This window comes from Micromonospora lupini (assembly GCF_026342015.1).
Classification (GTDB): domain Bacteria; phylum Actinomycetota; class Actinomycetes; order Mycobacteriales; family Micromonosporaceae; genus Micromonospora; species Micromonospora lupini_B.
In genome coordinates, this window is sequence record NZ_JAPENL010000002.1 from 1,162,625 (window position 1) to 1,177,932 (window position 15,308).

Annotated in this window: 13 protein-coding genes and 1 rRNA gene; 8 read left to right on the top strand and 6 right to left on the bottom strand. The window is 68.3% G+C overall.

Annotated elements, in window-relative coordinates:
- Positions 1 to 659: 659 nt before the first annotated feature.
- Both OOJ91_RS20250 and OOJ91_RS20255 read right to left on the bottom strand, forming a co-directional pair.
- Positions 660 to 2,195: ribosomal RNA gene (locus tag OOJ91_RS20250) — 16S ribosomal RNA — on the bottom strand.
- A gap of 686 nt (positions 2,196 to 2,881) precedes the next feature.
- Complete coding sequence (locus OOJ91_RS20255) at positions 2,882 to 3,136, bottom strand: SCO4848 family membrane protein (protein WP_266247133.1); 255 nt, start codon at positions 3,134 to 3,136, stop codon at positions 2,882 to 2,884.
- 172 nt (positions 3,137 to 3,308) lie between these two features.
- On the opposite strand from OOJ91_RS20255, the gene OOJ91_RS20260 reads away from it, so the two are divergent.
- The 7 genes from OOJ91_RS20260 to OOJ91_RS20290 all read left to right on the top strand — a co-directional run bounded on the left by OOJ91_RS20260 (position 3,309) and on the right by OOJ91_RS20290 (position 8,709).
- A complete protein-coding gene (locus OOJ91_RS20260) occupies positions 3,309 to 3,773 on the top strand; it encodes a PRC-barrel domain-containing protein (RefSeq protein ID WP_266249778.1) in 465 nt (154 codons plus the stop codon).
- Between the two features lie 30 nt (positions 3,774 to 3,803).
- Positions 3,804 to 3,959 (top strand): hypothetical protein, encoded by a 156-nt coding sequence (locus tag OOJ91_RS20265; RefSeq protein WP_266247135.1) that lies wholly within the window; start codon positions 3,804 to 3,806, stop codon positions 3,957 to 3,959.
- Positions 3,960 to 4,050: 91 nt separating this feature from the next.
- The gene (gene trpS, locus OOJ91_RS20270; RefSeq protein WP_266247137.1) at positions 4,051 to 5,109 is read left to right on the top strand and encodes a tryptophan--tRNA ligase; all 1,059 of its coding nucleotides are present in this window, start codon (positions 4,051 to 4,053) and stop codon (positions 5,107 to 5,109) included.
- A 78-nt stretch (positions 5,110 to 5,187) separates the two neighbouring features.
- Positions 5,188 to 6,390 (top strand): low temperature requirement protein A, encoded by a 1,203-nt coding sequence (locus OOJ91_RS20275; RefSeq protein WP_266247139.1) that lies wholly within the window; start codon positions 5,188 to 5,190, stop codon positions 6,388 to 6,390.
- 95 nt (positions 6,391 to 6,485) lie between these two features.
- Positions 6,486 to 6,839 (top strand): YciI family protein, encoded by a 354-nt coding sequence (locus tag OOJ91_RS20280; RefSeq protein ID WP_266247141.1) that lies wholly within the window; start codon positions 6,486 to 6,488, stop codon positions 6,837 to 6,839.
- A gap of 2 nt (positions 6,840 to 6,841) precedes the next feature.
- On the top strand, positions 6,842 to 8,092 hold the full coding sequence (locus OOJ91_RS20285) for an RNA polymerase sigma factor (RefSeq protein ID WP_266247142.1): 1,251 nt from the start codon (positions 6,842 to 6,844) through the stop codon (positions 8,090 to 8,092).
- A 26-nt stretch (positions 8,093 to 8,118) separates the two neighbouring features.
- Positions 8,119 to 8,709, top strand: coding sequence for an HAD family hydrolase (locus tag OOJ91_RS20290; RefSeq protein ID WP_266247143.1), 591 nt, complete (start codon positions 8,119 to 8,121; stop codon positions 8,707 to 8,709).
- Positions 8,710 to 8,713: 4 nt separating this feature from the next.
- On the opposite strand, the gene OOJ91_RS20295 is transcribed toward OOJ91_RS20290, so the two are convergent.
- The 4 genes from OOJ91_RS20295 to OOJ91_RS20310 form a co-directional block, all read right to left on the bottom strand.
- On the bottom strand, positions 8,714 to 9,685 hold the full coding sequence (locus tag OOJ91_RS20295) for an NADP-dependent oxidoreductase (protein WP_266247145.1): 972 nt from the start codon (positions 9,683 to 9,685) through the stop codon (positions 8,714 to 8,716).
- 175 nt (positions 9,686 to 9,860) lie between these two features.
- Positions 9,861 to 10,928 (bottom strand): WxL protein peptidoglycan domain-containing protein, encoded by a 1,068-nt coding sequence (locus OOJ91_RS20300; RefSeq protein ID WP_266247146.1) that lies wholly within the window; start codon positions 10,926 to 10,928, stop codon positions 9,861 to 9,863.
- A 92-nt stretch (positions 10,929 to 11,020) separates the two neighbouring features.
- Positions 11,021 to 12,913, bottom strand: coding sequence for an FN3 domain-containing metallophosphoesterase family protein (locus OOJ91_RS20305; RefSeq protein WP_266247148.1), 1,893 nt, complete (start codon positions 12,911 to 12,913; stop codon positions 11,021 to 11,023).
- 225 nt (positions 12,914 to 13,138) lie between these two features.
- Positions 13,139 to 14,356 (bottom strand): HupE/UreJ family protein, encoded by a 1,218-nt coding sequence (locus OOJ91_RS20310; protein ID WP_266247149.1) that lies wholly within the window; start codon positions 14,354 to 14,356, stop codon positions 13,139 to 13,141.
- A gap of 181 nt (positions 14,357 to 14,537) precedes the next feature.
- Between OOJ91_RS20310 and OOJ91_RS20315 the strand changes: the two genes are divergently transcribed.
- Complete coding sequence (locus tag OOJ91_RS20315) at positions 14,538 to 15,200, top strand: hypothetical protein (protein WP_266247150.1); 663 nt, start codon at positions 14,538 to 14,540, stop codon at positions 15,198 to 15,200.
- Positions 15,201 to 15,308: the final 108 nt, after the last annotated feature.

Here is a 15,308-nt window from a genome sequence, read left to right on the forward strand (position 1 = left end):
GCTTTTGCCTGCTGCTATCACTACCACGTGAATCTAATTATTGTTTTCTTCCATGGCATTGAGGATGTTTCACTTCAGTTCCCCACACACCTTTGCAGCAGGTGGTGGGAAACAAGGACACTGCACATGATCTGAGCACATCATCGATAACTTGGATCACAGCTTTCAGTTGACAGCTCCCCTCAGAGGCCCATTTGTGCACTTCCACGGTCCTTCATCTGCTTCCTCCCGAGCAGGCATTCACCACACTGCCCTGAGAATTGACCACAAAGAGATGTCACAGTCCATCAAAAAATTCTCAACAAATGACCAATCACAACTGATCCACCACATTTAAACCTCTTCCTGGACACACGGTTCAGAGAGGAGATGGGAGCTGAAGAAGGTTTGCAGCAGACTTGCAGCCTTACAGAGGGGCTGTTGTTCCCCTGTGCAGAATGAACTAATTATTAATGAGACCAAACAGAGTTTCACATCCTCCCCAGCCACCATGGGGACAGAACACTCACCACCAACAGAGCACAGGTGCCATGCTGGCTGCTGCTACATACAGTGTGCACCTGCTGTGAGCCTCACACTGAGGCACCCACCTTCACCACCACACAGGGCTGGGCAGTGTGGCCCTCCTACCACTTCTTCAGACACGGAAGGTGCTCCTAGAAAGAGGTGATCCAGCCAGCTGCACCTTCCCAGCATGGGCACATCTGTGTTTGCAGTGAGACTTTGAACTCAATCACAGCCCCACCTCTGACAAGCCCCTCTCTCATATGGTTGGGCCACTGGCTTGCAGGCAGGCTGCTGACTGTGACGTGACACGGGCAGGGGAAGGCCTGGAATGGATCACCAACAAAGGCACATGACTGGTGACATTAGTGATCTTCACCTCACAACAGAGCTGCAGACCTTCAGATCTCAGAATCTGCTGAGATCTGCTTTAGACTGTTCACCTCACGTGGCACGTGCAAAGAGCCACAGGTCATCAGCCACAGCACATGCGTGAAGCCCTGGACATAAGGGGCATGATGACTTGACGTCATCCCCACCTTCCTCCGAGTTGACCCCGGCAGTCTTCGATGAGTCCCCGCCATAACGCGCTGGCAACATCGAACGAGGGTTGCGCTCGTTGCGGGACTTAACCCAACATCTCACGACACGAGCTGACGACAGCCATGCACCACCTGTGACCGCCCCCGAAGGACCCCCCATCTCTGGAGGTTTTGCGGCCATGTCAAACCCAGGTAAGGTTCTTCGCGTTGCATCGAATTAATCCGCATGCTCCGCCGCTTGTGCGGGCCCCCGTCAATTCCTTTGAGTTTTAGCCTTGCGGCCGTACTCCCCAGGCGGGGCGCTTAATGCGTTAGCTGCGGCACAGGGAACCGGAGAGGCCCCCCACACCTAGCGCCCAACGTTTACAGCGTGGACTACCAGGGTATCTAATCCTGTTCGCTCCCCACGCTTTCGCTCCTCAGCGTCAGTATCGGCCCAGAGACCCGCCTTCGCCACCGGTGTTCCTCCTGATATCTGCGCATTTCACCGCTACACCAGGAATTCCAGTCTCCCCTACCGAACTCTAGCCTGCCCGTATCGACCGCAGGCTTGGGGTTGAGCCCCAAGTTTTCACGGTCGACGCGACAAGCCGCCTACGAGCTCTTTACGCCCAATAAATCCGGACAACGCTCGCGCCCTACGTCTTACCGCGGCTGCTGGCACGTAGTTGGCCGGCGCTTCTTCTGCAGGTACCGTCACTCTCGCTTCGTCCCTGCTGAAAGAGGTTTACAACCCGAAGGCCGTCATCCCTCACGCGGCGTCGCTGCATCAGGCTTCCGCCCATTGTGCAATATTCCCCACTGCTGCCTCCCGTAGGAGTCTGGGCCGTGTCTCAGTCCCAGTGTGGCCGGTCGCCCTCTCAGGCCGGCTACCCGTCGTCGCCTTGGTAGGCCATCACCCCACCAACAAGCTGATAGGCCGCGAGCCCATCCCAAGCCGAAAAACTTTCCACCACCAGCCATGCGGCCAGAAGTAATATTCGGTATTAGCCCCGGTTTCCCGGGGTTATCCCAAAGCTTGGGGCAGGTTGCTCACGTGTTACTCACCCGTTCGCCGCTCGAGTACCCCGAAGGGCCTTTCCGCTCGACTTGCATGTGTTAAGCACGCCGCCAGCGTTCGTCCTGAGCCAGGATCAAACTCTCCAACAAAAAATTAGTTGAACAGCATCCTGACAACAAACAAATGTTGCCAAAGGAATCCCAACCAGCCAGAAAAACTGACCAGTCCGGGGTATAAATCATAATTGGCACTGGCTTTACAAGCACCCTGTTGAGTTCTCAAAGAACAACCACACACCGATCAAACAACCCAACCAGTGGGCCACCATCCCGGGGCTTTTCGTTCTGCGTCCCCGCCGCTCTCGCGCCGGGCACTTTTACTACGTTACCTCACCGTCTTCGCCGTGTCAAACCGTGTGTCCCGGTCTGTCGTGCTTCGTACGGGTTGGCCCCGGCGCACTCACACAGCAGCGAACCGCTGCGTCAGGTCGTCGGATTTGGCAGGCCGGCCGCTGCGGTCTCCCGCAGTCTCGCCCGGTGCCCTGCCGGTCGTGAACCTTACCCGGTCGGTTCCGCTGCACCAAATCCGCCTCGCGGCTGATCCGGTAAGCCCCGCCCGAACCGCGTCCGCAGAGGCGAACCCCTGCCTGACCCGGTTACCTGCTCGATCCGGTGCTCCAGGACTTTCGCCCTGTTTGCCCCGTTCCGTGCTGGCAGAGAGAAAGTTACGCGTCCGTGGGTTTGATCGTCAAATCGGCTCGGGGCGTCCCGCGTCACACTCGTTCCCCTCCGGGCCCGATCAACCGCGCGGAGCCTCACCGAGCTGCGGGTGGAGGTCAGGACGCCTGCCGCCGACGGGCGGCGAACCAGGCTCGGATGCCGAGCACACCGACTGTGGTCCCAATGGCCAGCGACGCGGCGATCAGCAGGGCGTGCACCCACAGGAAGCTGGTGGCGGCGCCGTCGGCCACGGTGCCGGAGGCCCAGGATCGCGGGTCCTGCCAGATCGCGACGGCGAACCTCGGCCAGATCACCCAGGTCCAGATACCGACTCCGACCAGGAAGAGCGCCCACCCTCGCGACAGCACCATGGCAGCCGAGTATGCCAGCGGACCCGATCCGCGAGCTGGCCGAGGACGCGACTGGCGCGGCGTCCGGGCCGCACCGCCGACCAGGGCTCGCACCCCGGGTAACCAGTTTCCGGCCACGCCGAGGCGGGCACTGCGAAGGAGGACAACTGAGGACCGTCCCCCGGAGGTGCCCGTGCAACCCTCGATCTTCGATCCCTGGGCCTGGCGAGACCCTTCCGTCCTGGCCGGTGGATACACACAGACCACCCCCTCGGCCACCCCACCGGACGGCCCGGACGGCGCGCACGACGGCCCCGACGCTCCTGGTCCCGGCACTCAGGTGGACCTGGTCGGCTACCACGTGCAGGCGAGCGACGGGCGCATCGGCACGATCGACGAGGCGAGCGACGACGCGGACGCCGGACACCTGGTGGTGGACACCGGGCCGTGGATCCTCGGTCAGAAGGTGCTGCTGCCGGCCGGCACCGTGGAACGGGTCGACCACCTGGACCGTGTCGTCCACGTCGACCGGACCCGGCAGGAGATCAAGGACGCCCCGTCGTACGACCCGGAGTCGGCCGACCCGGAGTACCGGGACCGCGTCGGCAGGTACTACACGGATCGTCACCTGCCACCCCAGCAGCGACACCCCGGGTAATGTGAGGCCGTGGTCCGGAGGGGCAGTTGCGTGTCGGAGGCCGTCGATGTGGTCGACGGCCTGCCGCGCGGTGTCGTGCCCGCGCTCCCGACCAGCTCCGGCGACGGCCGTGAGCACTTCCTGGACGTACTCCGTGCCGGTGGTCTGCGGTTCCGCGCCGGCGCGCGATGGCGGACGGCTCGCTGAGCCCTGTTCTCCGCTGACCGAGGGGGCCTGTCCGCCCCGCTCGGCGCGCGCCCACGCGTGACCCCACCATCCGCACGAAAGGCACCTCGCCATGTCCATCGCACGCATGCTCACAGGCGACCGGCCCACCGGCCGCCTGCACCTCGGCCACTACGTCGGCAGCATCGCCAACCGGGTGCGGCTGCACCAGCGCTACGAGAGCTTCTTCATCATCGCCGACCTGCACATGCTGACCACCCGTAACCGCCGGGAGGACATCGATCAGGTCTCCGGTAACGCCCGCGAGATGGTGACCGACATCCTCGCCGCCGGCGTCGACCCGACGCGTGCCACGTTCTACCTCCAGTCGGCCATTCCGGAGGTCGGCGACCTCAACACCCTCCTGCAGAACCTGGTGACAGTGCCTCGGTTGGAACGGGTGCCCTCGTTGAAGGACATGGCCCGTGACGCGGGCAAGGAGGAGATGCCGTACGGGCTGCTGGGTTATCCGGTGCTCCAGGCCGCCGACATCCTGTGCGTGAAGGGGGAGGTGGTCCCGGTCGGCCGGGACAACGCCGCCCACGTGGAGGTGACCCGGGAGATCGCCCGCCGCTTCAACCACCTGTACGGGCAGGTCTTCCCGGTGCCCGAGCTGATCCCGGCGGACACGCCCAGTCTGGTGGGCACCGACGGCACCGCCAAGATGAGCAAGAGTCGGGGCAACACGATCGCGTTGTCCGACGACGCGGCCACCGTGCGCCGCAAGGTGCGCGGGATGTACACCGACCCGAACCGGGTGCGGGCCGACGTGCCGGGGACCGTGGAGGGCAACCCGGTCTTCGCGTACCACGAGGTGTTCAACCCGGACCGTGCCGAGGTCGCCGACCTGGCCGATCGTTACCGCGCCGGGCAGGTGGGTGACGTGGAGGTCAAGGAGCGGCTCGTCGTCGCGCTGGAGACGTTCCTGGCGCCGATCCGGGAGCGCCGGGCCGCGATCGAGGCCGACCGGGGGCTCGTCGACCGGCTGATCGTCGAGGGCACCGAGCGGACCCGGCAGGAGGTGCGCCAGACCCTGGCGGAGGTACGCCGGGCCATGGGGCTGACCGGGACGTACCAGCAGGTGCGGCGGCGGGCCGAGCGGAGCCGGCGGCGGACGGAGGCGTCGGCCTGACGTAGGCGACCACGGATCGGGTCTCCCCATCGTGCCGGGGAGACCCGGCGTGGCCTCCCGAGGGCGCAGAATGCCAGGATGAGGATGATTCGTCCGGTCCCGGTGGATGTCGCGCACCGGACGACGATGTTCGAAATCTTCTTCGACCTGGTCTTCGTGTTCGCGCTCACCCGTGTCATCGCGTTCATGGCGCAGCCGCCGAGCGCGCTCACTCTGGCCCAGGGACTGCTCCTCCTCCTGCTGTTGATCTACTCCTGGGGCCCGTACCTCTGGCTGGGGAACCTGGTCCGCGCGGACGTCGGCCCGGTCCGCGCGGCCACGCTGCTGGCGATGGCCGCGATATTCGTGGCCGCTCTGGTGCTGCCGGACGCCTGGCGGCAGGGTCCGGGGCTCTTCGACCCGCCGCTCACCCTCGCGTTTGCCTACCTGGTCACCCGGGCGGTGCAGCTCGTGGTGCTCCTCTGGGCGAGCGCCGACGATCCGCCGCTGCGCTCGACCCTGCGGTTCTTCGTCGTGCCGGTCACCGCGGCCTGGCTTCCGCTCGTCGTCGGCGCGCTGCTCGGGGGCATCGCCCAGACGGTGCTCTGGACTGTGGCGTTCCTGGTGGACATCGGTGGCTCCCGCGTCGCCTCCGCCTACCGCCCGTGGCCGCTGCGCAGCCTGGACCACTTCACCGAACGGTTCGGGCTGGTGCTCATCATCGCGCTCGGCGAGGCGTTGATCGCCGCCGGCACCGGGCCGAGGACGATGGCACCGACCGGGGCCGGCCTGGTCGCGGCGCTGCTCGGGCTCGTCGTCACGGTATGCCTCTGGTGGCTCTACTTCGACAGGCTGGCGCCGGCCGCTCGGAATTCAGTGCTGCTGGTGCCGCCGGAGCGGCGGTCCCACGTGGCCGGCGACGCGTACGGCCTCGCGCACGCCCCTTTGATCATCGGCGCCATCTATGTCGCGCTCGGCATCGAGCAGGTGCTCGGCCAGCTCACCGAGGAGGCGTCGCACACCGCCCGGTTGAGCTGGCCCTCCGCCACCGCCCTCTGCGGGGGCGCCACCATCTACCTGCTCGGAAGGCTGGTCTTCCGCCGGCTCACCCTCCGTGCCGTACACCCGGGGCAGGGTATCGCCGCGCTGCTGCCGCTGCTCCTGCTGCCGGTCGGGCGATCACTGCCCGCGCTGGCCGAGTTGGCCCTGCTCACCCTGCTGCTGATCGCCGTAACCTGGTATGAGCGGCGGGTCGACAGCCGTGACGAGCCGGTCGAAACGGCGCGATCGGCACGTCCCTGAACCTCGGAAAAGTTCCGGCCGCCGTGTCGACATCCCCGCCTCCCGTTCGTCGTCATGCTGTACGGCGACCCCGCCGCACCGAGAGGAGTCGACACATGAAGTACATGCTGCTGTTCATGAGCCCCGCGAACGACGGCGAGGCCGGCAACGGGTGCACCTTCGAGGACTGGGTCCGCTACGACCGGGAGATGAAGGACGCCGGGATCTGGGTCTCCGGGCACCCCTTGCAGGACCTGACCACCTGTACGACGGTGCAGGTGGGCCCGGACGGCGAACGCACGATCACCGACGGGCCGTTCGCCGAGACCCGCGAGGTGCTCGGCGGGTACGACATCATCGACGTGCCGAACCTCGACGTCGCGCTGGAGTGGGCGGCCCGCAGCCCGGGCGCCGTCGCCAGCGGGTCGGTGCAGGTACGCCCGGTCGCCGAGATCGAGGTCGAGGTCTGACCGTGGCGGGCGCGGAGGCGACAGCCGGCGTGGAGGCGGTGTTCCGGGAGGAGCACGGCCGGCTGCTCGCCTCGCTCGTACACCGCTTCGGTGACCTCGACCTGGCCGAGGAGGTCGCCTCCGAGGCGATCGAGGCGGCGCTTGTGCACTGGCCCGTCGACGGCGTCCCGAGCCGGCCCGGCGCCTGGCTGCTCACCACGGCCCGCCGCCGCGCCGTCGACCGTCTGCGCCGCGACCGGGTGCTGGCGACCCGGCTGGCCGTACTCCAGGCGGAGGCCGAGCGGGCCGACCCCGCGCCGCCCGCCGACGCGGACCGGGACCTGCCCGACGACCGGTTGGCGCTCTTCTTCACCTGCGCCCACCCGGCCCTGCCCGCGCAGGACCGCGGGGCGCTCACCCTGCGCTTCCTCGCCGGGCTCACCACGGCGGAGGTCGCGCGGGCCTTCCTGGTGCCGCACGCGACAATGGCCCAGCGGCTCGTCCGGGCCAAGCGGAAGATCCGTGACGCCCGCATCCCGTTCCGGGTGCCCGGCGCGGACGAACTGCCCGGGCGGCTGCCCACGGTGCTCCAGGCCGTCTACTCGGTCTTCACCGAGGGGTACGCCGCCAGCTCCGGCCCCGATCTCCAGCGCACGGACCTCGCCGAGGAGGCCATCCGGCTGGCCCGGATCCTGCGCCGGCTGCTGCCCGGCGAGCGGGAGGTAGCCGGCCTGCTGGGGCTGCTGCTGCTGGTCCATGCGCGGCGTGCCGCCCGGACCGGGCCGGACGGCGCGGTGGTCCTCCTCGACGACCAGGACCGCGCGCTGTGGGACCACGCGATGATCGACGAGGGACGCACCCTGGTGCTTGTCGCGTTGACCGGCCCGACGCCCGGGCCGTACGGCGTGCAGGCCGCCATCGCCGCCCTGCACGACGAGGCCGCCGACGTGGCCAGCACCGACTGGCCCCAGGTGGTGGCGCTCTACGACGTGCTGCTCGACATGGTCCCGTCACCTGTCGTGGCGCTCAACCGTGCCGCCGCGGTGGCCATGCGGGACGGGCCGGACGCCGGGCTCGCCCTGCTGGACGGGTTGGCCGACGATCCACGTCTGCGCGGCTATCACCTTTACCCTGCGACCAGGGCGGACCTGCTGCGTCGGCTGGGCCGCCCGGACGAGGCCGCGGCGGCGTACCGGGAGGCGTTGGCGCTTGTCGGCACCGAGCCGGAACGGGCGCACCTGCTGCGCCGGTTGGCATCGGTCAGCGAGGACTGAGCGGATACCCGCTGTACCCTTCCCCGATGACTCTGCCTCTGCCGCCCGGTGAGTTCGCCGCGTACCTGTTCGACTGCGACGGCACAATCGTCGACTCGATGCCGCTGCACTATGTGGCGTGGCAGCGGGCGCTCGACGAGTGGGGCTGCGAGTTCCCGGAGGACCTCTTCTACGCCTGGGGTGGCCGGCCGACCGCCGACATCATCGTCGCGCTGAACGAGCGGAACGGTCTGGCGATGCCTGTGGCGACAGTCGTCGAGAACCGCGAGCGCATCTTCGAAGAGTTGCTGCCGCAGGTCACCGCCGTGCCCGAGGTGGTGGCGCACATCCACGACGCGCACCGCCGGGTGCCGTTCGCCGTCGTCTCCGGCAGCACCCGGGCCACGGTCACCGCCTCCCTCGACGCGCTCGATCTGCTGGACCGCTTCGACGTGCTGGTCTGCGCCGAGGACTACACGCGCGCCAAGCCCGACCCGGAGGCGTTCCTGCTCGCGGCGCGGCAGCTCGGCGTGCCCCCGGGCGCCTGCCTGGTCTTCGAGGACACCGACCTGGGCATCCAGGCCGCGACGGCGGCCGGCATGGCGTCGGTACGCGTGCCGCAGCAGCGCGTCGGCTGACGCCTCAGGCGATCGTCAGCAGCAGCTTGCCCAGGTAGGAGGTCTCCAGGCGCTTGTGCGCCTGGTGCACCTTGCCCAGCGGGAACGTCTCGGCGACGTGCACCACGAACGGCCCGGCCTCGATGAGCTCGTTGAGGCGCTGCAACTGTTGACGGTTGGACACACCGTCGTACGCCCGGACCGACACACCGGACCGTTCGCGCGGTTCCGGCCGCACCCCGTTGGCGTACGCCACGACCGCGCCGTCGGAAAGCGTCTCGCTGAGCCGGTCAAGCGTCTTGCCGCCGGCCATCGCCAGCATGCCGCCCACCCCTCCCGGTGCGGCGTCCCGGATCGTCGCGAGCACCTCGGCGGGATCGGCGTGCCCGTCGAGAGACACGTCGGCGCCGAGGCGGGTCACCAGCGCGACCCCGTCCCGACCGGAGGCCACCGCGATCACGTTGAGGCCCTGCCGCTTGGCCAACTGCACGGCCAGGTGGCCCTGCCCGCCGCTCGCACCGAAGATCAACAGCCAGGCGCCGGCCGGCAGGCTGAGGGTGTCCAGCCCGGCCAGCGCTGTCAGCGCGTCGGTGGACAGGGCGCCGGCGTGCTCGGCAGGCACACCGTCGGGCAGCTTCGCGGCGTAGTCGGCCTTGACTGCCGCGTACTCGGCGTAGAAGCCACCCTTCGGTCGGGTGGTGGCCGAGACGTAGACCAGGTCGCCCACCGCGAGGTCGGTCACCTGGCTGCCGGCCGCGATGACGGTTCCGGCGCCGTCCGAGCCGGGCACGATCGGAAACTCGGTGCCCTCGGGCACCAGCACGCCCTGCCGCTCGTACACGTCCCACACCCCGACGCCGGCGCTCAGGACCCTGATCAGCACCTCGTCGTCGGCGGCCTCCGGCACCGGAAGTTTCCGCAGGGTGATCACCTCCGGCCCGCCGAACTCGTCCAGGGCCGCAGCCTGCATCCGCTCGGGCACGTCCGCGTCAACCATGTGGGCTTCCTCTCCGGGCCGGCGTCACCGTCGCAGCATGCCGGGTCGGCGGCGGGCCCGACCCGGTGCCGAGTGCCGTTCACCCACAAGGGCGACCGTGCGGTCTCGGGTCGCCGTCGACCTGATCCGACGCGCGGTCCCGGCCGCCGGACGCGGCGGCGCTGAGAAGAGGCGCTCAGGACGTCTTGGGCTCCCGGCCACCGAGGGCCTGCGCGACCGCGTCGCGCACCCGGGCATCCTCGCGCGAGCGGCGCTGTGCCCGGCTGCGGCGGCGGTACAGGTACGCCCCGACGACCGCGGCGATCAGCACGACGAGTGCCAGGACGACCATCCACGGCAGGGCCCAGCCGTGTGCCGTGACCTCGACCGGCTTGAGCGAGGTGGTGGAGCCCGACGCGTCGGTGAGCAACGGGGTGACGGTGGCGGTCGCCGCGAGCCGGACGGCGGGAGCGACACCGCGTACGGGCACCGACACGTCCCAGCTCTCGCCGGGAAGCAGTTGCGGCGGCGCGGCGATGTCACCGGCCCGGGCGCGCAGCACACCGAACGGACCCGAGACCGAGACTGCCTGCTTCCCGGACAGGGCGGCGTTGCCGGTGTTGTGGATCGTGTAGGAGACCGTGGCGTCACCCTTGCCGAACGGGTGGGACGACCCGTCGTACGTCACGTGGAGGTTCTCGACCGCGAGGTTCGGCTTCAGCTCGCCGCCGACCCGCAACGTGATCCGGATGCCGAGGCGGCGGTCCACGTTGATGCCCTCGGCCTGGTCGGCCTGCGTCAACGTGGTGAGGATGCCGCCGACGTGGTCGCCGGGCGTGGCGTTGGCGGGAACGTTGATGGTGAAGGGGACCTGCGCGGCCTTTCCGGGCTGGACCACGACGCTGCCGGCGCCTGCCTTGACCCAGGCGCCGACCGCCACGGACTTCTTGTCCCTGGTGAGCAGGTCGAGCTGCCCGGCGTCGGTGGTGAAGCCGTCGGCGGCGTACACGGCCAGGGTCAGCGGCGCCGGGCCACGGTTGGCCACCACCATGGCGTCCTCGACCGCCCCACCGGGATTGACGTTGTAGCTGTAGCTGGACCTGGCTTCGCCGTAGCTGTTGGAGGCCGTCCGGACCGTCCAGGCGACGTTGCCGTCGGCCGCCCGGGCGGGGCCGGTGCCGACGCCGGCTGCCGCGACGACGGCGAGCAGGGACAGCGCTGTGGTGCGGACGAGTGTCTTCCAGCGCGTGACGGACGGCTGCATGTCGGATCCTTGAGGTGATCTTGGGAGTGGGCGAACCGGTGGCGGGGCAGACACCTGAAGGTGCCTACCCCGCCCGGTGGAACAGGTTCTTCTCAGCTGCTCAGCGCAGTGATCGTGAGGGTGGTGCGGTAGCTGCCCTTGGCGATGCTGTCCGGGATCTTCAGGTCCAGGTCGGCACCGAGCTTTGCGCCGCCCCGGGGGTGACCCTGAACGGCCGCGCCGAGCCCGCTGGAGGCCGAGAGGCCCTTGCCCTGGTCGTCGAGGGACGACAGGACGGCGGCGCCGGCCTGGGCGCCCGCGCCGGCGTCCAGGACGTACGGGGTCCAGCCCAGGTACGAGCCGGAGAACGTCTTGTCGGCGTCGGAGAAGTCGCCGACGCTGGCCGAGATCGACCACGGGGCGAGCGAGCGGCGGCTGTCCGACACGAGGATCGGGTTGATCTTGCCGGTCGCCTCGAAGTAGGTGCCGTTGCGCTCCTGCGCCGTGCCCAGGTCGACCAGGCCGTTGTAGCCGTCGATCGTCCAGCCGAACTCGCCAGGCGCCGCGTTGGGAACGTTCACCTGGATGGCCTGGCCGTCACCGTGGTACGGGTGCACCGTGACCTTGTCGACGATCGAGCCGACCGGCTGACCCTCGGGCGTGTTGACGCAGGAGAGGCCGTTCTCGACCGCCGCGTTCGGGGCCGCGCAGGTGCCGCTGCGGACGTTCGCCAGCACCAGCTTGTCGCCGCGCACCTGCACCTTGACGTAGCTGCGGACGTGCTCCTGGTTCTGCACGGAGTTGTACCAGTACTTGTTCGGGTCCAGCGGGTCCGGTCCGTTGCCACGGATGCCAGTGCCGGTGTCGTCGGGCTTCTTGATGTCGTAGTACTTCGAGCCGGACGCCGAGTTGGCAGTCACGTAGATGACGCCACCCGGGCCGGGGTAGACCTCGGGCGCGCCCGGCTCCTCAGCCGGGTTCTCCTTCTGGCCGTTCTTGATCGAGTAGCTGCGGGAGTAGCTGTGGTCGTGGCCCTGGAGCACCATGTCGACGCCGAGGTTGGAGAAGGCAGTGGTGAAGTCTTCCCGCCGCTGCTTGTTGTCGGTGTCAGTCGCGTGGCTGGCCGGGGAGTAGATGGAGTGGTGGTAGACCAGCACCTTCCACTTGGCCTCGGAGCCGTGCTTCTTGATGACGTCGGTGACGTACGCGACGTGCGCCGCGTCGCCGCCGGCCGAGCCGTCCGCCGGGTTGGTGTAGCTGTTGCTGTTCAGGTCGATGAACAGCACGTCCTTGTGGATGAACCAGTAGTCGCCGCCGGACCGGGTCGCCTGGTCCCCGTTGTAGTACTGGGCCGAGCGGTCGGTGTTCGGGGTGAAGTGGTGCTGCTCGTAGGACTTGCCACCGACGTCGTGGTTGCCGATGGTGGCGACGAGGGGAATCTGACGCAGCTGGTCGGGGGCCAGGAACGAGGTCCACTGGCCCTCGTCGTTGGCGCTCTCCACGTGGTCACCGGCGGAGACCAGCAGCTCGGCATTCGGGTTGGCGCCGGTGGCGACCTTCAGGGTCTCCTCCCAGCCGGCCTGGTCCTTGAGCCGGTCACCGGAGGAGCCGATCTGCGGGTCACCGAAGAACAGGAAGTCGTAGTCGCCCTCGAAGTCCTGGGTCTTGAACGCGTACGCGGGCGACCAGCTGCCCTCGGCGCCGACCCGGTACGAGTACGCGGTGTTCTCACGCAGGTTGCTGATGGTGGCGTGGCGGTTGAAGCCGGTCGTGGAGGTGTTCGCCGCGCCGACGGCGTCGAAGCTGACGGCGTCGGCCGGGAACTCGCCGTTGACGATCTCGGCGGTCGGGGCGAGCTGGATCTTCTGGGCGGTGTCGGCGGAGGAGTACCAGGACACGATGCGCTGGGTCTCGTTGGCGCCGACGCCGAGGACGATGCCGGACACCGTGGTGGGGTCGGCGGCGCTGGCGGCGGTCAGCAGACCGCTACCGAGGGCCGCGCCCACTCCCAGGAATCCGGCTACGACCCCGGCGACTACGCGCCGCCGCACGAGCCCGGGGGCCCGTGTCGAGGTGCTCAATGTCATCGACATTGTTCCCTTTTCGAATAGAGAAATGGATTGTTCTTCACCCGACACCGGGGGAAGCAGATCAAAACTTTCGTCGGGCGATGAACCCGCCATGAACGTGATCTTGCGAATGGCTGCACTTCACGAAGTGGTTAGCCGTACTCAGGATCCGGTGACGCGCTGAACAAACCAGATCAGCCCCATGATGGACACTGCCGCCGAAACAGCGCCGGTCACCCAGAGGCCCGCTTTCGGCGCACGACGGCGCAGCACGAAGAGCAACGGGAAGACAGCGGCGATAATCGTCAACTGGACGACCTCGATACCGACGTTGAACACCAGCAGCGACCACAGCAGGGTCCACGACCACGCCTCGTCGATGCCCAGCGCGCCCGCGAAGCCCAACCCGTGCACGAGGCCGAAACAGAAGACGACCCCGAGGCGGATCCAGCCCCGGCGGTCCAGGCTGAAGTGACCGCGCCCGGCCGTCTCCAGATCGCCTGCGTGGTCACCGCGCCGCCAGATCCCCCACAGGTGCCAGCCGGCCACGATGGCGATCGACAGCGCGATGACCGGCTCCACGATCCGCGCCGGCACCTCGACCAGGCCGAGGGCTGCCAGCAGGAACGTCACCGAGTGCGCCAGGGTGAAGCTGGTGGCCGCGAGCACGATCTCCCGCAGCCGCCGCGACCCGGCGATGAGCGCCAGCAGGAACAGGATGTGGTCGATGCCGGACAGCAGATGCTCGGCGCCCAGCAGGAAGAACTCACCGAACCGTTGGTAGGCGGTCTGGGCCGTCGAGAAGGACGGGTTGGCGGCGTCCAGGGCGGCGCTGCCGGACCGGCCGTCGATCTCGTAGGTGACGATCGTCTTGGTGCCCTTGACGTACGCCTCGTCGTCCGGGAAGAGGCCGCTGCGCACCTCGTGCTCGTCGACCCGCTCGGCGCAGGTCCAGTCCAGCAGCAGGTACGCGTACGGCACCCCCTCGCGCGCGCCGATCGTGGCGTCGCGCACCTGGGTCGGCTGACAGGCCGCGCCTCGCGCGGTCACCGAGAGGCGATCGGTGACATAGCGCAGCACCGTCGGGGCGTGCGCCTTCAGCGCCGCGGCCTGCGCCGCGGAGTCGCCCGCCTCGAACGCGGCGGTTCCCACCCGGAAGAGCGGATCGTCGTCACCGGAATCGGCGGCCGACACGATCAGCAGGTCGTATTCGAGCTCCACCTCGGAGCGAATGTGACCCTCGTCTCCGGCGGTAATTTTCGCGTACACGGTCGATGAGAAGCCGTGCGCGAAGGCCGTTCCGCCGCCGAGGAACGGAAGCACCGTCGCGGCAAATACGACAACGGCGACGACAACGGTACGGCGAATGTGCCTCAGCATGCGGCTCCCTCGGTTGGCCAGTGCACGCTGCACCTCGTGGGTGAACACCAACCCGCCCACCGACGAACCGATGGCGAACAAACACCCGGGCCGACCGTCCACGGATTGTCGGCCGTCCGATCTGGGATAGGAATACGAGGCGTACGCGCACTTCCCGCCACCATTCGAAAGGACGACCACCTTGCGCCCCCCGCTTCGGGCCGTCGCCCTGTTGGCCGTGACCGCCGCGCTCCTCGCCGCCTGCGACTCCGGCGACGACTGGTCACAACCGCGTCCCGCGCCGAGCGCCGTCGGCTCGCTAGGTCCGGGATTCGTCGACCCCTCGGCGCCGCCCGCCCCGGAGGCGACCATCACGCCACGCCCCGGATCGTGGGCCGACGTCCACCCGTCGACGGACTACCGGGTGGTGCTGCTGACCGCCGGCACGGACGCCCCGACCAAGGCCCTCGCGACGGCGGTGCGGGACTGGGCCGACGACGAGCACGTCGACCTGAGGACCGTCGACGTCGACGACGCGCACGACGCGGTCCCCAGCATCACCAAGGCCATGGAGATGGGTCCGGACCTCATCGTCAGCGCGGGCAACGAACTCATCGACGCCCTCGCGCTTGTCACCCCGAACCATCTGGACGAGAAGTTCCTGGTGGTCGGCGCCGAACTGGCCGAGCCCACCCACAACGTCACCGCCGTCGACTGGGACGGTGCGTCGTACCGTGGCGAAGGGCTCGGCATGTCCTCGTCGTACGACGCGGGCACGTTCACGGCCGAGCGCTGCGCGGCCGCCATCAGGGCGGGCGTGGCCGCCGTGCTCAACGACCTGACCGGGATCGTCGTCTGGCTCTGACGTCGGCGCGGCACGCCGGGGCGGACGTGCGAGCCATCGGTCGATGGCGATGTTATCGATAACGCTCGCCCTTCCCGACTGGCGCGACGGCCGCCGGGGCCGCCTGGC